This window comes from Halomonas sp. A020, from assembly GCF_027943625.1.
GTDB classification, from domain to species: Bacteria; Pseudomonadota; Gammaproteobacteria; order Pseudomonadales; family Halomonadaceae; genus Vreelandella; species Vreelandella piezotolerans.
The window spans coordinates 3,447,412-3,470,293 of record NZ_AP022850.1 but is presented as its reverse complement, the minus strand read 5'-3'; the positions used below and the strand labels follow the sequence as shown (position 1 = coordinate 3,470,293).

At 58.1% G+C, this 22,882-nt stretch carries 22 protein-coding genes; 11 read left to right on the top strand and 11 right to left on the bottom strand.

All coding sequences use genetic code 11. The features are described from left to right. The first annotated feature begins 57 nt into the window (after positions 1 to 57). The 3 genes from FRH_RS16340 to FRH_RS16330 all read left to right on the top strand — a co-directional run bounded on the left by FRH_RS16340 (position 58) and on the right by FRH_RS16330 (position 2,181). Positions 58 to 1,362 carry a S8 family serine peptidase gene (locus tag FRH_RS16340; protein WP_239283652.1) on the top strand — a complete coding sequence of 435 codons (1,305 nt, stop codon included), beginning with the start codon at positions 58 to 60 and terminating at the stop codon, positions 1,360 to 1,362. A 64-nt stretch (positions 1,363 to 1,426) separates the two neighbouring features. Continuing rightward, the gene (locus tag FRH_RS16335; protein ID WP_239283641.1) at positions 1,427 to 1,666 is read left to right on the top strand and encodes a hypothetical protein; all 240 of its coding nucleotides are present in this window, start codon (positions 1,427 to 1,429) and stop codon (positions 1,664 to 1,666) included. A gap of 125 nt (positions 1,667 to 1,791) precedes the next feature. Further along, complete coding sequence (locus FRH_RS16330; RefSeq protein ID WP_139527330.1) at positions 1,792 to 2,181, top strand: hypothetical protein; 390 nt, start codon at positions 1,792 to 1,794, stop codon at positions 2,179 to 2,181. Between the two features lie 24 nt (positions 2,182 to 2,205). On the opposite strand, the gene FRH_RS16325 is transcribed toward FRH_RS16330, so the two are convergent. Then, a complete protein-coding gene (locus FRH_RS16325) occupies positions 2,206 to 4,185 on the bottom strand; it encodes a DNA topoisomerase III (RefSeq protein WP_153843705.1) in 1,980 nt (659 codons plus the stop codon). 186 nt (positions 4,186 to 4,371) lie between these two features. Here FRH_RS16325 and FRH_RS16320 point away from each other — a divergent pair, with 186 nt between their 5' ends. After that, positions 4,372 to 5,622: an AarF/ABC1/UbiB kinase family protein gene (locus tag FRH_RS16320; protein WP_139527332.1), complete on the top strand. Its 1,251-nt coding sequence runs from the start codon at positions 4,372 to 4,374 to the stop codon at positions 5,620 to 5,622. A 6-nt stretch (positions 5,623 to 5,628) separates the two neighbouring features. Here the strand turns inward: FRH_RS16320 and FRH_RS16315 are convergent, their stop codons facing one another. After that, positions 5,629 to 6,249: a GNAT family N-acetyltransferase gene (locus FRH_RS16315; protein WP_239283639.1), complete on the bottom strand. Its 621-nt coding sequence runs from the start codon at positions 6,247 to 6,249 to the stop codon at positions 5,629 to 5,631. A 119-nt stretch (positions 6,250 to 6,368) separates the two neighbouring features. Here FRH_RS16315 and FRH_RS16310 point away from each other — a divergent pair, with 119 nt between their 5' ends. Further along, a complete protein-coding gene (locus tag FRH_RS16310; RefSeq protein ID WP_239284478.1) occupies positions 6,369 to 8,189 on the top strand; it encodes an SEC-C domain-containing protein in 1,821 nt (606 codons plus the stop codon). A gap of 27 nt (positions 8,190 to 8,216) precedes the next feature. On the opposite strand, the gene FRH_RS16305 is transcribed toward FRH_RS16310, so the two are convergent. Beyond that, the gene (locus tag FRH_RS16305) at positions 8,217 to 9,587 is read right to left on the bottom strand and encodes an MFS transporter (protein ID WP_139527333.1); all 1,371 of its coding nucleotides are present in this window, start codon (positions 9,585 to 9,587) and stop codon (positions 8,217 to 8,219) included. A gap of 132 nt (positions 9,588 to 9,719) precedes the next feature. On the opposite strand from FRH_RS16305, the gene FRH_RS16300 reads away from it, so the two are divergent. From FRH_RS16300 to FRH_RS16285, 4 genes are all read left to right on the top strand, one after another. Next, positions 9,720 to 10,238 (top strand): peptidylprolyl isomerase, encoded by a 519-nt coding sequence (locus FRH_RS16300; protein ID WP_139527334.1) that lies wholly within the window; start codon positions 9,720 to 9,722, stop codon positions 10,236 to 10,238. A 137-nt stretch (positions 10,239 to 10,375) separates the two neighbouring features. After that, positions 10,376 to 10,501 (top strand): cytochrome c oxidase subunit CcoM, encoded by a 126-nt coding sequence (gene ccoM, locus FRH_RS16295; protein WP_255303935.1) that lies wholly within the window; start codon positions 10,376 to 10,378, stop codon positions 10,499 to 10,501. Positions 10,502 to 10,793: 292 nt separating this feature from the next. After that, positions 10,794 to 11,300 (top strand): hypothetical protein, encoded by a 507-nt coding sequence (locus FRH_RS16290; RefSeq protein ID WP_231125641.1) that lies wholly within the window; start codon positions 10,794 to 10,796, stop codon positions 11,298 to 11,300. Positions 11,301 to 11,329: 29 nt separating this feature from the next. Next, positions 11,330 to 12,433: a GGDEF domain-containing protein gene (locus FRH_RS16285; RefSeq protein WP_281997262.1), complete on the top strand. Its 1,104-nt coding sequence runs from the start codon at positions 11,330 to 11,332 to the stop codon at positions 12,431 to 12,433. Here FRH_RS16285 and FRH_RS16280 read toward each other — a convergent pair. From FRH_RS16280 to FRH_RS16255, 6 genes are all read right to left on the bottom strand, one after another. Further along, entirely contained in the window at positions 12,417 to 12,884 is a 468-nt protein-coding gene (locus FRH_RS16280; RefSeq protein ID WP_231125643.1) for a group 1 truncated hemoglobin, read from the bottom strand. The two genes, FRH_RS16285 and FRH_RS16280, sit on opposite strands and share 17 nt — an antisense overlap. Positions 12,885 to 12,960: 76 nt before the next feature. Further along, a complete protein-coding gene (locus FRH_RS16275; protein ID WP_239283627.1) occupies positions 12,961 to 13,818 on the bottom strand; it encodes a DUF3034 family protein in 858 nt (285 codons plus the stop codon). A gap of 17 nt (positions 13,819 to 13,835) precedes the next feature. Beyond that, positions 13,836 to 16,178: an EAL domain-containing protein gene (locus tag FRH_RS16270; protein ID WP_239283617.1), complete on the bottom strand. Its 2,343-nt coding sequence runs from the start codon at positions 16,176 to 16,178 to the stop codon at positions 13,836 to 13,838. 11 nt (positions 16,179 to 16,189) lie between these two features. Next, complete coding sequence (locus FRH_RS16265; protein WP_139527337.1) at positions 16,190 to 16,867, bottom strand: Cupredoxin; 678 nt, start codon at positions 16,865 to 16,867, stop codon at positions 16,190 to 16,192. A gap of 149 nt (positions 16,868 to 17,016) precedes the next feature. Next, positions 17,017 to 17,529 (bottom strand): transglycosylase SLT domain-containing protein, encoded by a 513-nt coding sequence (locus FRH_RS16260; protein WP_239283607.1) that lies wholly within the window; start codon positions 17,527 to 17,529, stop codon positions 17,017 to 17,019. A gap of 78 nt (positions 17,530 to 17,607) precedes the next feature. After that, a complete protein-coding gene (locus tag FRH_RS16255; protein WP_239283596.1) occupies positions 17,608 to 19,341 on the bottom strand; it encodes a proline--tRNA ligase in 1,734 nt (577 codons plus the stop codon). Between the two features lie 251 nt (positions 19,342 to 19,592). On the opposite strand from FRH_RS16255, the gene FRH_RS16250 reads away from it, so the two are divergent. Beyond that, a complete protein-coding gene (locus FRH_RS16250; protein WP_239283583.1) occupies positions 19,593 to 20,027 on the top strand; it encodes a hypothetical protein in 435 nt (144 codons plus the stop codon). 86 nt (positions 20,028 to 20,113) lie between these two features. On the opposite strand, the gene FRH_RS16245 is transcribed toward FRH_RS16250, so the two are convergent. Continuing rightward, entirely contained in the window at positions 20,114 to 21,319 is a 1,206-nt protein-coding gene (locus FRH_RS16245; RefSeq protein ID WP_281997261.1) for a benzoate/H(+) symporter BenE family transporter, read from the bottom strand. A 132-nt stretch (positions 21,320 to 21,451) separates the two neighbouring features. Between FRH_RS16245 and FRH_RS16240 the strand changes: the two genes are divergently transcribed. Further along, positions 21,452 to 22,039, top strand: coding sequence for a helix-turn-helix domain-containing protein (locus tag FRH_RS16240; RefSeq protein ID WP_239283571.1), 588 nt, complete (start codon positions 21,452 to 21,454; stop codon positions 22,037 to 22,039). On the opposite strand, the gene nfo is transcribed toward FRH_RS16240, so the two are convergent. Further along, entirely contained in the window at positions 22,009 to 22,869 is an 861-nt protein-coding gene (gene nfo / locus FRH_RS16235; protein ID WP_239284476.1) for a deoxyribonuclease IV, read from the bottom strand. The two genes, FRH_RS16240 and nfo, sit on opposite strands and share 31 nt — an antisense overlap. Positions 22,870 to 22,882 lie beyond the last annotated feature (13 nt).

Genomic DNA, 22,882 nt, shown 5'->3' with positions numbered 1-22,882 from the left:
AGGTGCTAACATGTGCTTGTCGTACTGCGCTAATGCTCAAAGAAAAGGATGTCGACGATGGCGAAAAAACCAACGGATAAGGGCAATATGCCCACACAGCAGCCACGCGCCACGGTTGCTTGTGGCCCTGAGAAGCTGCTGCTGGACGCCCTGGAGCGCGGAGGGAGCTGCCTGGAGACCGGGCGCTTTCTCATTAGCTATCGCGATGGCCAAGTGGAAGAGGGCATCCAGGCATTGAAAGCCCATCACCTACGCGTCGCGGATGCCCGTGACTTCAACGATCAAGCGGTGAGCCTCGAGGAAGCCGGAGATGCCGAGGCAATGGTGTTTCCTGAGATCGGCGTGGCGCTGATCGGCGGTGATGCCATCGAGCATCATGGCATGGGCGTGCTGGATGCGCTTGCGGCAGATAGCCCCATCGAGATCATCGAGCCGGAGTATTTTGCGTTCTCGGAACACTCGGAGTATCTCCGTGGCTTCTTACGTGCTGCCACTACTATCGCACAGGATTTGGGCGTAGAACTGGATAGCGAAGAGGCCCCGTCCGAACTAGAAACAGCGCTGCGGCCGACCTGGGGGTTAAGCCGATGCAAGGTGCCGCAAAGCTGCTGGAGCGGAGCGGGCATCAAAGTCGCTGTATTGGATACCGGCATGGATCTGGGCCACCCCGATTTTGCAGGCAGGGAGTTCGTTACCCGCTCGTTCGTTGGAGAGGCCGTCCAGGACATGAACGGGCACGGTACCCACTGTATCGGCACCGCCTGCGGCCCTCAGGCTCCTGCCGGTACGACGCCGCGCTACGGCATCGCTTACGACGCGCAGATTCAGGTGGGAAAAGTCCTCACTAATGCCGGCAGCAGTACCGGAGCCGGCGTGCTGGCCGGTTTGAACTGGGCGATTGCCAATCGGTGTGAAGTGATTTCGATGTCGTTGGGCAGCCAAAGCCCGGTACAGGCGGCCTACACTCATGCCGGGGCCGCGGCGCTGCGTAACGGCAGCCTGGTGATTGCCGCCGCGGGGAATGCCGCGACGCAAACGGGGGCACCGGCCAATTCGCCCACGGTGATGTCGGTGGCGTCTCTAGACCCCAGCTTATCGCCCTCTAATTTTTCCAACTACGGAAAAATTGAGATTGCGGCCCCTGGCCGCGATGTTTTTTCATCGTGGCCACGGCCCACGCGGCATAAATCGATCAGCGGCACCAGCATGGCCGCGCCCCACGTGGCGGGCTGCGCGGCGCTCTGGGCACAGTCGGATGCCTCGCTGCGTGGCCGCAAACTCTGGGAGCAGTTAGTGGCTTCTGCTAAAGCGTTGCCTCTGCCTGACGCTCAGGTAGGCGTTGGACTGGTGCAGGCCCCTTAACTCTCACTATGCGCTGGGTGTCTAAGCTCCAGCGCCCAGCGCACGACTTGTGGAGAGACACTCAATGGCAACGGTCACGCTATGGCTAATCACGATCTCCAGCGATCAACCGATTCAAGACATCGCCACCCGCCTCAGCGCCGAAGGGCTCATCGTACGTGAGGTGCTAGAGGAGATCGGCTGCATTACCGGTGCTGCCGACGATGCCACCGCGCAGCGGCTTAAACAGGTGCAAGGGGTGTTAGATGTTGCTCCCGATGTACCCATGGATCTTGGCCCACCGGGGGCAGATGAGACGTGGTGACGACCACTATTATCATCCTGTTAACTAACCGAAATTCCTATGGTCATGCACTAAAGTAGCTTCTGTACTGAGGCGACGTCAGCATTGGACGACGTTCATTTCGCTAAGTAGTGAAGGGCTACGTCATGCCTCCCATTTCCATCGATGTGCAATTCACTGAGCTCATGAATCAGCTCCGTCACTTAGGTGCCATTCGGTTTGTGATGATGGGAGTTTGTGCCGCCTTTACTATTGGGCTTCTAACGGCACATTACTCACTGCTAGATGAATGCAACATGCAAGCAATCGAGCGCGCGTTTCATACTCGAATGATCGGCATTATCATCATCGTACTCTTCGCCATCTTCGAGTTATCAGCAAGCTGGCAATACAAACAATTTGCTGATCGAGCGAAAGCGTTAGAGGGCGAAAATGGCGCTGTGTTCAAAGACAGAAAAGTACGCTTATTTGGCCTTGTCACACTCATATCGCTGATCGTTTACGCGCTGCTTCTGGTAGTTTGGTGGTTTTTGTAGCAACGCGTCGCCAGGCGGGAGTGCCTAGACCGTTGCTTTCTTGGTTCGCCGCTTCCCCGCCGCACTGCTGCGGCTCCCCGTGGTTTTCTTACTGCCGGTACTCTTGTTGCCAGTACTTTTACGTCGCGTATAGCTTTTCTTAGAAGTACCGCTGCGTTTGGCGGGGCTAGCCGCCTCGCCTTGTGCGTTTTGTAGGCTGTGGCGCAGTTTGGCCGCGTCGCTTTGGCCGAGCAGCGCGCGTAGGTCTTCTAGCAGCGCGTGTTGAAAGGCGTTGGGGTCGTCTTGCTGTTCGGAAATGGCCCGCAGGCGCTGCTCCCAAAGGGCGGTACGTTCCGGCGAGCTGACGGCGCTGGGCAGGGCGGCGATGAGCGCGCAGCCGAGTTTGGTGGCGCGTAGGGCTTTTTGCTGTCGCACCAAGTAGCCTCGCTGTACCAGGGTTTCGATGATGCCAGCGCGAGTGGCTTCGGTACCCAGGCCATCGGTGTCACGCAGCGTACGGCGCACCTCTGGATCCTCCACGTAGCGGCCAATGTTCATCATCGCTTTGATCAGGCTGGCATCGGTGAACGGCTCCGGCGGCCGGGTTTCTTTCTCTTCCACGCCTGTGCCAAGGACCTGGCAGGCCTCGCCTTGGGTGAGCGGCGGCAGCGGCGGGGCTTCTTCGCGGGTGGTGAACAGCGGCTTCCAGCCAGGGTCGAGAATGCTTTGCCCGCGGGCGCGAAAGACTTCGTTTAGCAGAGTGAACTCGGCTTTCACTTCGAAGGTGCGCAGCGGACGGTAGAACTGCGCCATGACGTTGCGCACGATCAGCCGAAATACATGGGCTTCGGTAGCGGAAAGCTGGCTGACATCGGCGGGTTTTCCCGTCGGAGCCAACGCGTGGTGCGCGCCTACCTGCTTGTCGTTCCAGGCTTTCGAGCGCAGGGTGAAGTCGGCCCCGTCGAGCCATCCTCGTAACATGTCGTCATTCTGGCAAGCACCACTTAGGCTGCGCTGGGCAAGCGCCAGGTGCTCCTCGGGCAAGTAGCGGCAGTCGGAGCGAGGGTAGGTAATCAGCTTGTGCTGTTCATAAAGCCGCTGACAAATATCCAGCACCATCTGGGCGGAAAGCCCGTGTCGACGGGCGGCATCAACCTGGAGGGCTGAGAGCGAGTAGGGTAGCGGGGGCGCTTGGCGTTTCTCCTGCTGCTCTAGACTGCTGAGTGTACCATGCGTGCCGGGGAGCTGGGCGGCCAGTGCATCAGCGGGCGTGCGGTCCGTCAGTCGGCCTTGATCATCCAGCGGTTGATGGGCTTTCGGTGCCCACCACGCGCGCAGCTGCCCCTGCGCCACCTGTAAATCTACCCAAAGCGGGTAGAACGGGTAGGGCTTGAAGTCGCGGATGCTGTTGTCTCGCCGCACGATCAGCCCCAGCACCGGGGTTTGTACCCGGCCCACCGAGAGCACGCCATCGTGCCCGGCCTGGCGGCCGGTGAGCGTCCAAGCGCGCGTCAGGTTGATGCCGTATAGCCAATCGGCCCGGGAGCGAGCCTGGGCGGCCTGAAACAGCGGCTGAAACTCAGCATTCGACCGCAGGCTGGCTAGCGCTCGGCTGACCGCTGGGCGGTTGAGGTCGCTAATTAAAAGCCGCTGCACCGGGCCACGGTACTTCAAATGTTCGATCACCTCTTGCACCAGGAGTTGACCTTCACGGTCTGGATCGCCTGCGTGCACCACGCTGGTCGCCTGTTTGATCAGTTTGCGAATCACCGCGAGCTGGCTGCGGGCTTTGGGGCGCGGGGCGAGTTGCCATGTGCCGGGCACGATGGGCAGCCGGTCGAGGCGCCACTGTTTATCGGCAGGGTCGTAGGCTTCAGGTGGGGCTTGCTCCAGCAAGTGACCCAAACACCAAGTCACCGTGGTATCGCCGCACACAATCGCGCCTTCCTGGCGCTTGCCGCCACCGGGCAGGGCGTCGGCAATGGCACGGGCGAGGCTGGGTTTCTCGGCGATAATCAAGCGCATACGGTAGGGCCCTGGCAGCGGTCTTCGACAGAGGGTCATGGTAGCAGAAGCCGCCCGGCGGTTGGGCGTGAGGCGTGAAAATTTATACAGCTACTCGAAGGGTGTCGCGTAAAATTTTGGCGTATAGTTTTTGTATAAAATTAGCGAATTGAGTAAGCTGATACTAAATCTTAAGAGGTCAAGTTCATGCGCGAGCGCGGTAGAACACGACGGTTATTTGGGCTGGGTGCCCGCACGGGTGGGGCTTTGCTTAAAACGCGGCTGGGAGGCCAAGCGGATTGGCGGTCGCTGGGCGAGGCGCTTTTCGAAGGGCTTTCGGAATTGAAGGGCCCGGCCATGAAGCTGGCGCAAATCATGTCCCAGTGGGATGACCTGCTGCCACCCGATCTTGCCAACGAGCTGGCGCGTCTACAGCGTCAGGCTGAACCCATGCCCTGGACTAAGATTCACGAGGCGCTGGTGCTCCAGTACGGCGATATCGACCAGCACTTCCATGAGATCGAAGAGCGCCCCTTTGCCAGTGCCTCCATGGGGCAGGTTCATAAAGCGGTCACGCTAGACGGCGAGACGGTGGTGCTCAAAGTGCAGTATCCCGGCCTTGCCGACGTGTTGGAGAGCGATCTAAAGCAAGTCAAGCGCATCATGGGGCTGGGGCGCTGGTTCAAGGTGCCCCAAGCACGGCTGGATGCGCTGTTCGAGGAGCTGGCGGCGGGCCTGCGTGACGAGCTGGATTACCACGCCGAGGCCGAGGCGCTGGCTCGCTACCGGGAGCGCTACCGTGATAATCCCGCGCTGGTGATCCCTGAGCCGCTGTTCGAACTCTCTGGCCAGCACGTGCTGGCCATGCGCTTTGTCGACGGCACGCCGCTGCGCGATTTAGAAAGTGCCGACGACGCTACACGGCAAAAGGTGGCGGTGGCACTGGCAGATTGGATCACCGAAGAGCTGTTTACCTACCGTGAACTGCACGCCGATCCCCATGCGGGTAACTTCGCTTGTGACGACCAGGGCCGTTTGGTGATTTACGATCTAGGTGCGGTGATCCCCGTCCCCGAAGCGCGGCTCAAAGCCATGATGCAGCTACTGGATGCCACCCTGGCTCGAGACCCGCTGGCCATGGATGAGGCGCTAATGAAGATGGGCGGCCGCCAGGGCCAAGGGGCACCGCTGGCACTGTATCGGGAATCCGCCGAGTGCATTACGCCGCTGTTTGCGCCCGGCGAGCAGGATTTTAGCGACGTGCGCGTTCACCGCCGCTTGCGGGAACTCACTCCTAAAGTATGGGCGGCCATGGACCGCCTGCAGCCACCGGCAGATACGCTTCTGCTCTCACGTGCGCTCAATGGCCACTACTGGAATCTGGTGCGCTTGAAGGCGCGTTTGGACATGCATGGACGCACCGAGCCGCTGCTGCGCTGGGCTAGAGGTTCGGCATGAGCCGTATCAGCTCGTCAATGGCTTGAGCCAGAACACCAGGGTCTTTTCGGTCTCCTGGTCATGGCCGCGATCTTTCCAGGCAAAGCGTGCCCGCAGGTTTGGGTAGCGCTGGTAGCCTTGGCTCTTCCAAAAGCCGTTCAGCGGTGCATATGCTGGCGGTTTGTCAGGATGATCGACCTCGCGCTCGACGGCGCAAAAGGCCGCCGTTTCGAATCCTCGAGCCTTGGCATGAGCTTCCCGGGTTTGCATGAACGCTTTGCCAATGCCTTGACCACGATAGTCGTGTAACAGCACCGACTCGCCGTAATAAAAGACACCGGTGGGGGCGATGCCCGCCGTTTCGAAAGGCTGACGAAATGCCTCCACCTCGTTGACCAGCGGTTGGCCCGTGGAGGCCCCCACGAGGCGTTCACCATCGAAAGCGAGCACGAACAAACTGGCCGGATTGTCTGCGTAGCGGCCCAGGTAATCTGCCTCGTAGTCCAGATCACCTTCGTAAAGGTAAGGGTAGTCGTGAAAGACCTGGATGCGCAGCCGCGCCAACGCGTGTAGGTGAGGGGCTATGGCGCGTCCCTGGCGAGTGATTAGCTGAAGATCGTTCATCGCGTCGTCGCTCTTGTCTAGCATCGTTGTCGTTACACTAGCAGGACCAGGGGCGAGGGCCAATCCTCCTGCGTGTGGCGCATCGACCGTGTTAGACTATGCCGCCGAATAGTCGGTGACCGATCAACGTGTTGGAGATGGCAATGCTAGCGGTATGGGTCGATCAACTGCTGGGATTTGCCTCAGGGGCACTCTCGGCAATCAGGCAGCAGGAACACTACCCCGATTTCATGACCTGGGTGCGTGACCAAGGCGCTGCCTGCTTCAACGATAACGTGGCGACAGCACAAGCCTTGGCGCCCATTCTATGGTCGCAGACACCCTTGGAAAGGTTGAATTTTGCCTGCGAACCCTTGGCGACGCCAGGTCGCAACGAGCCTTGCTGGTGCGATTCAGGGCGCAAATACAAGCAGTGCTGCTACCGCGTCGAGTTTCCAACGGACATTCCCGAGCAGATGATGTGGATGCTGTCGCTGCGCGAGTGGAAGGGCGCCACGCTGAAAGCTGCGCTGGAGAGCCAGCAGGCACCGGCGCAAGCCCTGCTGGAAGCGGGATTAATTGCCGCTGAGAGTGGTCAAACGGGCCGCTCTATGCAGATTTTAGAGTCGCTGTTCGATGGCAGCGACTGGTCGCGCCTGCCTGAGCAAGCCGAGCCCGCTTTCGAGATTCTGTTGGATATCTACCAAGAGCGCGGTTTTACTCGCAAGCGCGCCGATTTACTGGACGACGTCATGGAGCGTGGGCCGCTCTTCCTGCGTGGCGTCGCCCTGGAGCGGCTATGCTTGATGCACTTGGATAACGATGATCTAGACAGCGCCCGGGCGGCGTTCGTAAAAGCCCAACAGGCGCTACCCGATTCTCCAACGCTGGCGTATATCGAAGCCATGCTGCTGCTCCACGAAGGCCATGAGGCCGAGGCTAAAGAGCGTGCCAACTTTTGGTATCGCCGCTTGGTGCGTCAGGGTGATCTGGAGGAAGACCAGCTCGACTTCTTGGCCGCTTTGGCGGATAACCCGGGTGCCACGCTGGCCGATCAGCTCTTGAGTGCCGAAGAGGACATGGCCACGCCGCTGGTCTCCCTCCAAGCGCTGTTGGCCGCGCTGCCCGTGGCGCCAAAGCTTTCGATCGAGCAGGATCCGGACTCGGGACGGTTGCTTTACACCACCTCGGCTCGTGAAGAGACGCTGTTTGCTGCCTGGCACGAGCAGTTCCAGGTCATGGTAGACGAGGACGTGGCCCTGGGCTTCCGTGACGATCCTTGGGGCAATGCCGTGGAGTGGATGTCGGCGTTGTGCGCACATCCGGAGTGGCTAGACGCCCCTCAGGTGGTGCAAGATCTGACGTTGGCACTGACCAGCCGCTTCGGCAGCTTGCCGTGGATGGCGCCGTCGCTGCTGGAGCCGCTGGCCCTGCGGTTGTCACGCTGGTTGGAACAGGCGCGCGCGGCTGGCGAAGGCAGCCTATGCTGGGACGATGCCGATAACGCCATTTTGCTGCGCACCGGTTTGGCGCTGGTGGTAGGCATGGAGCGCGGCGCTCGCCAGCACTCCCGAGAGCTGGCCGAAGAACTGCTGACCATCGATCAAGAGGACAGTTTGGGTTTGAGAGAACTGGTGCTCGATCAATTGCTACGCGACGACCGTAACGCAGAAGCGCTGGCGCTGACCGAAGAGCCCCAGAAAGACGATGGCTCACTGTTGCTGGGGCTGCTCATGGGACGCACGCTCGCGCTTTATCGTTTAGGCCAGCAAGACGCGGCGGAGTTGGCCATTCAAGCCGTCAAGGCCCATAATCGCCACGCGCTGGAGATGATTTGCGCCGAGAATCCGAGGCCTTCCATGCCCCATGCCGATGGCCAAGTGGACCCGGGTTCACGGGCGGAAGCGTGGCAGTATCGTACGCTGATGCGTGACCAGTGGCGCACAACGCCTGGGGCGCTGGAGTGGCTGGCCACTCACTGCTGATGACGGCTCGTCTCGTTGGACGAGCGGCTAATCACGTGCGCCGCTCGTCGGAGCGGCCACCAGCTGCTTGTCGCGGCTTATCCATATCGCCAGCACGATGGCAGGCAAGCCAAGCAGCGTCGCGATGACGAAAAACGTTGGATAGCCTTGAGCGCTCACCACGATGCCGCCAAAGCCGCTCAGGAATTTCCCCGGTAGTGTCATTAGCGATGAAAACAACGCGTATTGTGTGGCGGTATAGGCGCGCGAGGTCAAGCTCGACAAGAATGCGATAAACACGGCACTTGCCAAGCCGTTGGCCAGATTATCGCCGATGATCGTCACCACCAGCATGGGTAGCTGGTTACCGACCAGCGCGAGCACTGCAAACAATAGGTTGGTGATCATCACCAGCCCCGCACCCACTATCAACAGCGCTCCAATACCGTACCGGGCGACTAGCAGTCCCCCCAAAATCCCCCCTGTGATACTCATGGCGATCCCAAACACATTGGTGACGTTAGCAATGGTCGCCAGCGAAAAGCCCAGGTCGATATAGAGCGGATTGGCCATGGAGGCCATGGCCAAGTCGCTGATACGAAATACGGCAATGAAGATTAAAAGAGCGATCGCTTTCACGCCGAAGCGACGAAAGAAATCGGTAAACGGGCAAACGATAGCGCCAATGGCCCAGGCCCCCAAACGTCGCAGTGTTTTAGGCTGCCCCCGGCTGGCACGAATGAAGGCGCGTACTTTGGGTTCATGGATGAGCTGCACGGTTAACGAGGCCCGCTTGGGTTCGGGGCGAATCAACACGGTCATCACGCCAATGCCCACCAGCGCCGCCATGGTCAGATACGCCGCGTGCCACGAAACCGCCGAGGCCACGTAGAGCGCCCCGGCGCCCGCTGCTAACAGTCCGCCGCGATAACCGATGATGTAGGTCGATGCCATGGCTGCCTGCACATCGTCATCGGCGGATTCGATACGATAGGCATCGATGGCAATGTCCTGCGTAGCGGAGCCAAATGCCACCAGCAGTGCAAAGGCGGCCACCCAACCCAGATTGCCTACCGGCTCTAGCCCCGCTAGCCCGATGAGGCCAGCTGCAATCATCCCTTGGGCGAGTAACATCCATCCCCGGCGTTGCCCAAAGGCGCGGGTCAGTAGCGGTAGTGCGAGCCGGTCTACCACCGGGGCCCAGAAGAATTTGATCGAATAGAGCATGCCAATCCAGGCGAAAAAGCCGATGGCGGCAACGTCGACGCCGTCGCTGCGCAGCCAGGCCGAGAGTGTCGAGAACACCAATAAAAAGGGCAAGCCTGCCGAAAAGCCTAAAAACAGCATGGTGATCACGGGCGCTTTGCAGTAGATGCCAAGCGCCGCCAGCCAACTGCGCTGGGGTATCGGGGTGGGCATGAAAGGGGCTTCTCCAGAAAGAAAACATCGGTGACGTGGCCCGCTGGAAAACCCGACGATGTTAGACTGTGCCAAGGATTCATGGTCAGCGTGCCATGACAAAGGCGACAGCTTACCGGAGAGGAGTTTTCCATGTCGATTACCGCCCATCAGGTAGTGACCTTGCACTACGTACTCAGCGATGTGCTCAGCGATGGTAGCACCCGCGTGCTGGATGACTCCCGTGCACGTCAAAAGCCGCTGGAGTACCTTCACGGTCATGACAATATTCTGCCGGGCCTCGAGCGTGATTTAGCCGGTAAAACCGCAGGCGATGAAGTGAGCGTCACGCTGACGGCGGCGGATGCGTATGGACTGCGTAACGAAGCGTTGGTGCAGAAGGTGAGCCGCGCTTCGTTTGGTGGCGCGGACATCGAGCCCGGTAGCCGTTTTCAAACGGAAGGCGAAGCGGGGCCACAAATCGTGACCGTGCTGGCCATTGACGGTGATGACGTCACCGTGGACACCAATCACCCCCTGGCTGGCCACACACTGCGCTACCAAGTGAGCATTCTTGACGTGCGTGAGGCAACCCGTGCCGAGCTTGCCAAGGGCCACCCGCTGCCGCCGGGCACCGAACATAGTAAAGTAGAAGATCGCAAAGTGTTGTAAGCCCCCCCTAAAAACTGACCTGCATCAAGTGCACGGCTGCCTTTGAGGCGGTCATTTTGAAAGCTTGATCCAGGTCAGTTTCCTCTTGGCTGAACGCAGTACGATGGCCCCATACATCACAGCGGGAGGGGAACATCATGTACTGGGACGACGCTGTTATTTTTGGCTTGGCCACGGTCGCCTTAGTGATCGCTTTCATGGTGGGGTGGGTAGGCTTCGTGATTCGTGACCACCTGCGCAAAGACGAACGCAAAAAACCGTGATTGCAACGACTCTCATGTGCAGATAGCTCGCAGCGTGATACTGCTTTCGTCAATCGACGGTATCAGTCGTCAGGGGAGGGGGCTTACGCCAAGGTGTAAGCTTCCTGTTGCCGGCCCTTTTGGGTCGGCTTTTTTGTGCTTTTTACTTCACTAATTCTCATTGGCCACGGACCCCCAAAGGGAATCGATTGAGCCGAAAGTGTTAATAGACGTTGAAGAGCATTGGCCTTCTTGCTCTGGTAAAGTGCATGGATCTTATCGTGCACTAAACCAAACTAGGAAGCTGCCTGCTATGAATGCTGTTCCGTCTCGTCTGCCCCTGCGCTTCGGTAGGGCGTGCTCCAAAGCAGCCATGGTCCTCGTTACCTTATTACTGGTTGGCGTGTCGCCCGCGGTTCAAGCACAAGCGCTGAGCTTGATCAATGGGGAGTCCACGCAAAAGGTAGCACTGGGTGATTTGCGTGATCGTGCCGATACCGCCTTTACCGTTTTCGATCCTTTCCAAGGCCGTGATGTCGACATGCGCGGCATCTCTTTCCGTGATTTTTTGATCGAGCATTTTGGCGAGGTGCCGCCGACATTGCACTTTACCGCCTGGGATGATTACGAGGTCAGTCTTGGCGGCTGGGACGACCCGAGTTGGTACTTGGTGACCATCGAAGATGGCGAGCCCCTAAGCCTGCGCTCGCGGGGGCCCATCCGGCTAGTCGAGCGGGAGTATTCTGGACGAGATATCGAAAACTTGCGCGACTTCAACGACTGGATTTGGATGATTCGCAGCATTGAGGCACAGTGGTGACCTCTCCAGATCCAAATAAGCAGCAAGGCTTGTCAGTTCGCTGGGGGGTGCATCGGCTGTTTAACTGGCTGTCGCTGAGTCTGATGAGTTTCGTGGGCCTGATGGTACTGATCGTTTACGAAGCGCGCTGGGTCTACCCTGAAATCCAAGCCTATTTCAGCCAGACCGGCAGTCTCACTGGCCAGCAGTTGGCGACCCGTGCCCGAGGCTATGTGCAGCGCGCTCAAGAGGAGCTGTTGGTCGCCGCCTCACCTCTCGAAATCAATAGCGCTCGTCACTCGCTGGAACTTGCCTACGGTCTGTTCGACGTGGACGTTTACCGTCAAAAATATGCCTGCACCGAACCTAGCTTGGCACTCATGGATGAACTTGCCGAGCTCCTCGATACTCAGCAGGTCGCCCCCTTCGATGCCGCTCATGCCCTGTTCATTCCGGTTCAGTGCCTGACTCGCATCGAGATGAATCAGCTAGACCAACGCGGTATGGTCATCAATGATTTTTCATCCAGCACACGTCGGCACCATCAGATACTGACGTACTTAAGCGTGCTAATTTTTGCGCTGGGCCTGCTGTTTTGGATCATGCACCAACGCCAGCTCAAACGCACCGAGCGGGCGAATTCGGAAAAAATTGCCTGGATGGCTAGGGCCATGTGCGACCCTCTGACCGGCATTGGCAATCGCAGCGCGCTCTACCAAGACGTTGCGGCGTATACAGGTTGTTCGATGGGCTTGATCCTGGTCGATATCGATTTCTTCAAGCAGTATAACGATGCTCTGGGCCACCCGGAGGGGGACTGCCTGTTACGGAGGCTCGCAAGGCTACTGAAGAGCGCATTGGGAGAACAGGCGCGTCTTTACCGGCTCGGGGGTGATGAGTTTGCGGCACTACTGCCATGCCCCAACGACCAAATGCTGGTGCATCATTGTGAAGCACTGCAATTGGGACTGGAAGAAGCCCAATGCCACCATCCAGCGCATCCCGACAATAAGGACGTGACGTTGAGTATTGGGGGCGCCCGCTTTGTGGCCGACGCTACTTCGTTCGCGGCGGCCTATGAAGCGGCCGACAAAGCGCTTTATCAAGTCAAAACCGCAGGGCGCGACGGCTGGCAAATTACTGCAAGCGCATGACGTCGTCGTACATGGGGGCCAAACGGCCCAGCATGTCGTTGCGGGCGGCTAGCGGTACGTTTTCATCCGCCATGGCGGCGTCGAGATATTCCACCACACGATTGAAGTGGGCGTTGGTGATGCCCATGGTTTGGTGGGCGCGGTCCATGGGTGGGCCATCATACTGACAGGGGCCATCGGCCACATCGCAAAGTTGCGTCGCAAGCGAAGCTGCAAACAGATCGATGTTGCTATTGGCGAAGTAGCTGACGATCTCGTCGTCATCGGCAATGCGGTAAAGCAGATTCTCGACCACTGCATCGATGGTCGCCTGTCCGCCCATGCGCTCATAGAGCGTGGCGTTCTGGGGCTGATGTGCGCTGCAGCCTGTGATGAGCAGCGCTCCAGCGAATACGCTCGCCATGGTCGTGCAGCGTAACGCGCATAGTGATCTCATCTTGAAAAATCCCATGGCGGCTCCTTTCGTGATCTTTTTGATTAGGCGTTGTAGGGGGGGGGTATAAGCCTGGTGGGTCGGTGTGAACGATTTAGAACGCTGCTTGCAGCGAAAGGTAGCCGCCACGCTGAGACGGCAGCCCGGCGATATCGCCTAAATCCAACCACGCGCCGGTCAACGAGACGTGTTTATTGAAGAAGTAGGCACTGTAGACACTTTGCCAATCCTCCTCTTCGGTAACGCTCAGGTTGTCGGGTTTTTGGCGGTATTCGGTCCCTACAATCCAGTTGGGAGTGACGAAGACCCCAACACTACCTTCCGCCATCCATGCGTGACCGCCTTGATCCCCGCCAAATCCTAACAGGCCGCCCTGGTTGGCTGAGGTGTTGCGCAGCGTACCGTTGATCAGCACGTTACGCCCCAAGAAAGCATTGAAGAGCAGTTTGCTGGCACTCAAGTAGGTATCGGTACCGTTCACGTCATCGGCTCCGAGGGCCGTTGGCACGCTGCCATCCACCAGACGTTTATGCATGACGCCAGCGCTCCATATGCCAAGCGGGTGATACAGCACGTCCCCGAAGAGGCGTACTTTTGCTCCGTAAATGTTCTGCTCCAGTTCTCCACCTAGCGTCGACAGCTCGAACGATTGGCGAGCAATGGAGAATTCCATGCGATCATGGAGGTTTAGGCTGGCGCTGGTCACAGTGAGTCGATAGTCATCGACCCAGGCGCGTGTTGCCGCAGCGGTTACGCCGATTTCATCGTCGCTTGCGGTGCTCGACAGCACGGCCCAGGGGGAGAGGCCGCCCCCGGCTGCTCCCTCAATGGCACTGACGGCACCGGTGCCTAGAATACGGCTGCCCGCCATGCTGGCGGTAGCGACCAACAGCGTACTGAGCGCGGTCGCCGTGACAATGGCGCGCCGTTTTGATGAGCCAGTCTTGCGCATAACGTTCCCTTTTTTAATTAGTGAGCCGTTTCGGCCGAGAGTGACAACGGCTTGAATTCGTCTAGCCAGTCGGTGATGGCTTCCGCGGGCATGGGTTTGGCAATCCAATAGCCCTGAAGATAGTCGCAGCGTAGGTGGCTCAATATCTCGGCACTGGCGCTGTTCTCTACCCCTTCCGCAACGATCTTGAGCCCTAAATGGTGGCCCATCTCGATGGTCGAACGGACGATGGTGAGATCTTCTTGCTGGGTATCCAGCTTCAAAACGAACGATTTATCGATTTTGAGCTCATTGACCGGTAACCGTCTGATTTGCGCCAGAGATGAATAGCCGGTGCCATAGTCATCAACGGCAATCGTAAGCCCCATTTGGCTAAGCGCCATTAACGTTTCAGTCGCAGCATCAACATCTTGCATGACGGCGCTTTCGGTGACTTCCAGTGCAAGCTGGTCAGGCGACAGGCCGTAAGTCTCGAACAGCTCGTGGATATGCATTGACAGGCCAGGATCGATCACGTCGCTTGCCGAGAGGTTGATGGCCACCGAGAGATGGCAACCTTGACGTTTCCAGTCGCTAAGCTGCTCACATACGTGGTCTAGCATCCAGTCAGTGAGTAAGCCAATATTGCCGGAGCGTTCGGCCAAACCGATGAATTCGTCCGGGGGAACGAAACCGAGCGTGGGGTGGCGCCAGCGCATCAGCGCCTCGAATTGGCAAACGTTGCCCGTGGTGGTGTCGACTTTGGGCTGGTAGGCCATCCATAGTTCACCGTTGTCTACCGCTTCCTGAAGATCACGAATCAACATGAGCTGGCGCAGGTGCTGTTCGTCTTGGCCCTCTACGTAGCGCTCGTGGGAGTGACGGTGGCGACGCGCTTTATCGAGGGCAATGTCCGAGCGACGCAGTAGCAGTTGGGCGCCGTCGCCATGGGTGGGATAACTGACTTCACCGACAGAGAGCGATGGGACGATCAGCGATTTTTCCAAGCTAATCGGTTCGCTGATCTCTTCGATTATCTCTTCACGTTTGCGCTGGTCAAGCTCGGGCGCGTCGATCATCAGCATCAGCTCGTCGCCATCCAGGCGATACGCCTTTTCGACGGGGGCGGGCAAGCGGTGCAAACGTTCAGCGAGGGTCACCAGAAGATGATCGCCGAGCTCGTAGCCGAAGGTATCGTTGATGTCGCGAAAGTCATTGATGGATAAACGCAGCAGTGTAAAAGGTGTCTTCAACCGAATGTAGCGTTGGATGTCTTCAAAAGCGCTGACTCTGTTGGGCAGATTAGTGAGTAGATCGTGACGCGACTGATGCAGCAGCGTGGCTTCACGCTCGGCAATGTCCCCCTGCATGGAGAGTAGCGTTTTGGCTAATTGATTGGTCTCGGTCACCGAGCTGCCGCTTGCGATAGTGTCGATATGCTCACCCTGACCAATACGTTTAGCCGCTTGGGCTAGCCCAATTAGCGGCTTGCTGATGCTTCGTGCGCTCCAGAGCGCCACGACCAGCGTCAAAAGCAGCATTAGCGCAACGATACTCAGTAGCTGCCACTGCAAGCGACTGTAAGCCCCCAGTAGCTCGTCGCGGGAGAGCTGAATGAGCGCGAATGTTTGGAAGTTTGGGTCTGCCATCAAGGTCGTCTCATAAGAGAAGTAGCCATTCTCCTGCGACAGTTGATGACTGGGCGTGTAAGCACCCTCTATCAGTTGTTTTCCGCTATCGCTCATCAAGCTGACGGCCAACTGATCGCTATGGGAGCTGGCGAGGTAACTGATATCGCCACTGGCGTCGTAAGTGACGATGCTGACTTCCAAGCCGGTGAGTGCATTGAGCTCTGAAGTCACGTTCTCGTCGATCAAAAACCCCATGCCGACCCAGCCAATCAGATTGGGCGCGCGTACCGGTAGGAGCACGAACTCGTAAGGTTCGCCATCATTGATCACCACACCGACTCCGCTGCCGGTTTGCTGGGCACGTTGAAACAGGTCTGGAAACGGCATGGGGCTGTTTTGGGCATGGTGGCTGCTGGCTAGAACGTTACCGTTCAAATCGCTCAGCATCACCAAGTCGGCCTTGGCACGATCGCCATGATTGGCCAACACCGAGTAGAGCGTGGCCGTATCCTGGGTGGCAACGGCGCTTTTAAAGCCAAAATCCTCGGCGAGAATGGCCACGTTACCTAGTAACTGCTCGCCGCGAATGTTCAGCAACTGCTCAAACACCCTGGCACCGACCTCCAAGCGCTGATTGCCTTTGGTTAACGCATCGTTTTGGGTCGCGCGCAAAAACGCGATCCCCGTTGCCAGCTGTGAAATGATCACGACCGTCAACAGAACGAGCGTTAATCGCGTGCGAAAGCGCATGGTTCCCTCGTTCAGTGACTATGCGTAGCGTTTTGAAAACGCTGTTGCAGCGGCGAGAGTGTAGGGGCGGGGGGAGGCACTGCGTTGAGCTCCAACGCCACGGTCAAAGTGTCAGCATCGCTGATCTCACCTTCCCACCATACGTTCTGACTATCGTCCATGCGGCTATGCCATACGCGCATTCGGTGGGCGCCGTCGGGAAGCGCTGGGAGGGAAAGACGGCCTTCGCTGTCAGTCAGTGCTGCATAAGGCGCATCGCTGACCACGATGAACGCCTGCATTTGGTCGTGAATGTTGCAACCCAGCACCACAACGCCGGCTTGGTCAAAGTGAACGGGCGGCGGTGTTTCGCTGAGAAACAACTCGAGCTCGAAGGTTTTCGCAGGTGAAAAAGAGAAAACGTGGTGCCGCGTGGTATCTTCGTTCGGAAACGCCACATAGCTGCCGGTAGGGATCGTTGTGACTCGGGGGTTAAAGGAGGCATTACGCTGAACGATATTTTTCGTCTGAATGTCGCTAGGCGCGGCAGGCTGGTAATAGACCTCCACTACGGCATTTTCCAAGGGGATGCCATCGGTGTCGGTGACGCTTACATTCGCGGCCTGTGCAGCAAAGCTCGTCATGGTCGTCAAGCAACCAAGCGTCCATAGAGTGAGGGTAAAACGCACACCTTGACGCAATGTAAGCATGGGGAGTTACCTAAGTAAGTACGAGATGGCCAATCATGTAATGATTATGTGGCAAAGTCATGTTGATGCACTAACGATCTACTCACAGAAAGTAAAAAGCATCAGCATCCGACTCTATATCGGCACCTGCAAGCTCGGCTTGAGGATGCCTAGCGCCAGTGGTTTTGCCACGCATCGAACACCCGTTCCGGGTACCACGTTTTACCTAGACTGCCATTGTAGCGAGCGAGTGCGCGGGTAAAGTCGCCCCGTTCGATGGCTAGATAGTGGGCGAGAATCGTGCAGCCATAGCGCAGATTGCGGTTGGGATCGGTGAGATCGTCCATGGGTAGGCCAAGCTCTTCTACCCAAAATGGCATGATTTGCATCAAGCCGACGGCACCCGCAGAAGACACTGCCTCGGCGTTAAAGGCGCTTTCTACCTGGATGAGTGCCAATACGAGATCGGGCGGTAGCCCGGCGAGCCGAGCTTCTTGGTAGAGGCGCGTCAGTAGAGCGTGGCGCCGCTCAGGCGAGGCGACAAATCTGGCAAGCGGCGCATCCTTGCGGCTGCGCCACTGCTGTAACTGCCACTGACCATAGGGCGTTCGTAGATCGGCGGCTTCCAGCGTAGCTCGCAGTGGTGGCTCCGCCACGCTGGGCGAAGCGATGGCGGTCATCATTAGGATGACCGCCATCGTCCTTATCACATGTCGCTGCCGCCAACGCCCCCGAAAAGAGCTCAGTGACATACGTGCTGATTACTTAGCGCTAATAAGGCCCGCTTGTTCACGCAGGAAGTCCACGATGTTGTCGGCAGGGATCATGGTGGCCTCGCTGTCGCGACGTCCTTTGTACTCCAACTCGCCGTTGTCCAGGCCGCGGTCGCCGATCACTACGCGGTGTGGCACACCCATGAGCTCTAAATCGGCAAACTTCACACCAGGACGCGTATCCCGGTCATCTAGCAGGACGTCCAAACCTGCTGCGGTCAGCGTTTGGTAGAGGCGCTCGGACTCTTCGCGCACACGCTGTGATTTATGTGCATTCATGGGCACCAGCGCGACGTGGAAGGGGGCAATGGCATTGGGCCAAATAATGCCGGCATCGTCGTGGTTCTGTTCGATCGCCGCCGCGACCACGCGCGTTACGCCAATGCCATAGCAACCCATCCATGGATGGCTGGTTTTGCCATTGTCGCCCAGCACGCTGGCATTCATCGCTTCAGAGTACTTCTTGCCAAGCTGGAACACGTGGCCGACTTCGATGCCACGCTTGATCGAGAGCGTGCCTTGGCCGTCAGGTGACGGGTCGCCTTCTACCACATTACGAAGGTCGGCGACCTGTGGCAGAGCTGCATCGCGTTCCCAGTTGATGCCGAAGTAGTGTTTTCCGTCGATATTGGCACCTGCGCCGAAATCGCTCATCAGGGCCACGCTTCGGTCGATGATGATCGGCATTTCCAGGCCGACCGGGCCTAGCGAGCCGGGACCTGCACCCACTGCCGCACGGATTTCTTCCTCGTTGGCCATGGTCAGCGGGGCTTTTACCTGGGGCAGGTTCTCGGCTTTGACTTCGTTGAGTTCGTGATCACCGCGCACCAGCAGGGCAATCAGGCCGCCTTCTGCTGCATGTACCATCAAGGTTTTAATGGTCTTTTCAATAGGCAGCTTGAACTGCTCCACCAGCGTGGCAATGGTTTTGGCATTGGGGGTATCGACCAAGCGCATCTCCTCGCTGGGAGCGGCGCGCTCGACGTTGCTGCCGAGTGGTGCGGGCAGCGCTTCGGCTTTTTCAATGTTGGCAGCGTAATCGGAGGCATCCGAGAAGACGATATCGTCTTCGCCGGAATCGGCCAGCACATGAAATTCGTGAGAGCCTGTGCCGCCAATGGAGCCGTTATCGGCAATCACCGGGCGGAAGTCGAGACCAAGGCGAGTAAAAATGCGCGTATAGGCGTCGTACATACCCTGGTAGGTCTCTTTGAGAGATTCCTCGTCCAGGTGGAAGGAGTAGGCATCCTTCATGATGAATTCACGCGAGCGCATCACGCCGAAACGCGGACGAATCTCATCACGGAATTTGGTTTGAATTTGGTAGAAGTTCACCGGCAGCTGCTTGTAGCTGGCGATCTCTTTGCGCACGAGATCGGTGATGACTTCTTCATGAGTGGGGCCTACGCAGTAATCGCGCTCGTGGCGATCTTTCAAACGCAGCAATTCCGGGCCGTACTGCTCCCAGCGGCCAGACTCCTGCCATAGATCGGCGGGCTGAACGGCAGGCATCAATACTTCTTGGGCACCGGCCCGGTTCATCTCTTCACGCACGATAGCTTCCACTTTGCGCAGAGTGCGTAGCCCCAGGGGCAGCCAAGTGTACAGGCCCGAGGTGAGACGGCGGATCATCCCGGCGCGCAGCATTAACTGGTGGCTGATGACTTCAGCATCGGCCGGGGTTTCTTTTAATGTCGCAATCAATAATTGGCTGGCGCGCATGGGTGTGAGCATTCCTTGGTTAACAGCGGTGACGCTGAATGTTGTATCGAACGTAGCGCTTAATCGAGCGTTGAATCGCGCATTGTACGGCGAAGCGGGTAAGGCGGCAAAATCCTAATCGGCTCGGTGAGCGTGCGCGGTAGCGGAAGTGTGCTAGAATCGAGCGGCATTTGAGTCGATAGTCGTTGATTTGACCATAACAAGCAGCCATGCGTCGGCTATCGGGACGTTTAGTTTTCGAGGGAACCTCCATGCAGCAAGCAGTTCGCCGTTGGTTAACGGGGGCCGTTATAGGCGTCTCCATTGTGGCATTGAGCGGTTGTGGAACCATGTTTTACCCTGAGCGTAAAGGGCAAATGAGCGGCGATGTCGATCCAGTCGTGGCGATTGCCAACGGTGTGGGTTTGCTGTTTTTCATTGTGCCTGGAGTAATTGCTTACGCCGTCGATTTTTCGAATGGCACCATCTATCTCCCTAGTGCGAGTAGCGCATCGGTAGATGTTCATCATTTAAACGACGCGATGGACATGGCCTCTTTGGAGAAGCTGCTGTCAGAGAAAGCCGGTCAGCCCGTGAGCTTGGAGAACGAGCTGCTGGTGATCGAGGAGATGGACAGTTTGGATGAGGCTCTGGCCATGGTGAGGATGTCCGGCGTGTTGGATGAAGAGCGGCTGGCCACAATGTGAATGGTCGGCGTCTGTATACCAACGCCCCTCTTAAACGCCCCTGTCAGGTTACCTGACAGGGGCGTTTATCTATTGCTGCACAGCTTTTACGATGTTGCTTTCGCTGAGGTTATTTTCAATACCGTCAAGCCGACTACCAACCCCCAAAAGGCTCCCCCGATCCCCAGCAGCGTAATGCCCGAACCGGTCAGCAAAAAGGTCACGATGGCTGCGTCGCGCTGCTCGCTCTTTTCAAACGCACTTGCCAACCCTGCGCTCAGCGTGCCAAGCAGGGCAATACCCGCCAGCGCTAGGACAAGAATACTCGGTAATGCATTGAAGATGCCGGTGACCGTGGCGCCAAATATACCCATCGCCATATAGAAAACACCTGCGGCAACGCCAGCGGTATAGCGTTTTTTAGGGTTTGGGTGCGCATCTGGCCCCAGGCAAACCGCAGCGCTAATGGCGGCCATGTTCAACGCATAGCCGCCCAACGGGGCGAGCAGCAGCGTAGCGCCGCCTGTCCATGTCATCAGCGGCGAGCTATTGGGCTGGTAGCCTGCTGCCCGTAAAACCGCAACACCCGGTAAATTTTGAGTCGCCATAGTTATCACGAACAGCGGAATACCGATACTCAGCATCGTCATTGGGTTAAACACTGGGGCAGTAAAGACCGGGAGCGTGGGTGTTAGCGGAATATCCTGGGCACTGATTTGGCCTTGCAGCAGGGCTACCACGACGCCGGTGAGCAGCACCCCCGGCACCGCGAGCGTTGGCCATAAACGCCTGCCTACCACCCAAGCCGTCAACATCACAAGCGGTAGCAGCCACTGGCGTTCCATGGCGTTAAAAAGTTCTAGCCCAAAGCGCAGCAGAATACCGGCCAGCATGGCGGCGGCAATGGCGCTGGGGATATGGCGCATCAAGCGCTCGAAAAGCCCCGTCACGCCACACAGCGTGATCAGTAACGCTGAAAAAAGAAACGCCCCGATAGCCTCTTCGATCGGAATGCCAGGTAGGCTCGTGGCGAGAAACGCCGCGCCTGGCGTCGACCAGGCCGTCAACAGCGGCATTCGGTAGCGCAGCGACAGGCCCAGTGAGGTCACACCCATGCCAATGCCCAGCGCCCAAAGCCACGAGCTAATTTGCGCCGTGCTGGCGCCGGCGGCCGCTGCGGCTTGAAAGATGATCGCCGCCGAGCTGGTGTAACCAATCAATACGGCAACGAAGCCCGCAATGACGGTTGATAGACTAGTATCGCGCCATAGGCTAGGCGCAGGTTCGGCGTGAGTAGTGGAGGGCGCTTCCATGGGTGGCCTCGTGCAAGCTGGGGTGGCACTATGTGCGTCATAACGTACAAGCGCCACGTTACCACTGTGCGCTATAGCGCACAACTGGAGTTGAGACAGGGTTTGAAATAGGACCTGAAACAGGAGAGAGGAATGGCAATCGAACCGCACACCATTGCTGCACATATTGCGGGGACAGTGCGTCAGTTGCGCAAAGAGCGCGGCTGGAGCCTTGACCGGGCGGCCGGTGAAACGGGGGTGAGTAAAGCCATGTTGGGTCAGATAGAGCGCGGTGAGTCTAGCCCTACTGTTTCGACGCTCTGGAAGATTGCCAGCGGCTTTCGGGTATCTTTCTCGACACTGTTCGATAATGACAAACCCGCGTTAGGTGAGCTACACCGAGATGGTCGAGAGTCCGTCTGGGGTGATGACAGCGCCGGTATGCAGGCGCGCTTGCTGTTTCCCTACGACCCTCTGCTGGGGTTCGAGATGTTCATGATCGAACTTGCCCCTGGAGCGATCAGCGAATCATCGGCCCATGCCAGCGGCGTGGTGGAACACATCGTGATAGTGGAAGGGGAGATGGAGCTGCGCATTGATGAGCGCTGGCAAACGCTGCGGGCTGGCGAGGGGCTGCGTTTTTTTGCTGACCGGCCCCACGCCATGCGCAATAACACGGAGGGCCGGTTACGCTTTCACGATGTGATTCATTATTTGCCCGGCGCGGCGTCGGGCATTTGAGCGCGCAGCCAGTTGAGTTCCTCGGCCCAGATCTCGGGTTCGATGGTCTCCAGAATCATCGGGATGCCTTGGATGCGCTGGTCTTGCATGATAGCGCTAAAAGCGTCCAGTCCGATATTGCCCTTACCTAGGCTGTGATGTCGGTCGACGCGGCTGGCAAAAGCGCTTTTGGCGTCGTTCAGGTGCATGCCGCGCAAGTACTGGAAACCCACGACCTTGCCAAGCTCATCCAGAGTGGCCTGTGTCGCGTCGCGGGTGCGGAGATCGTACCCAGCAGCGAAGGCGTGGCAGGTATCGATGCATACGCCTACCCGTGATTTATCATCGACTTGCTCAATAATCTCGGCCAGGTGCTCGAAGCGCCAGCCGAGGTTGGTGCCTTGACCTGCGGTATTTTCGATCACCGCGGTCACGTCCTGGGTATCCGCCAGCGCTTCATTGATCGAGTCGGCAATACGCGACAGACACTCGGTATCGCTGATTTTGTTCAAGTGGCTGCCGGGGTGAAAGTTGAGCAGCGTCAACCCTAGCTGCTCGCAGCGTTGCATCTCGTCTAGAAACGCGGCACGGGATTTTCTAAGCCCCTCTGACTCTGGATGGCCCAGATTAATCAGATAGCTGTCGTGGGGCAGAATTTGCTCTGGGCCAAAGCCGTGGTCTTGGCAGGCCTCCTTGAAGGCGGCAATGGCCTCGTCCGTCAGCGGTTTCCCCTTCCACTGACGCTGATTCTTGGTGAACAGCGCAAACGCCGTTGCACCGATCTCGACCGCGCGCAGCACGGCCTGATCCGCGCCGCCCGCTGCACTCACATGAGCACCCAGATAGTTCATCATTTCCCTTAAG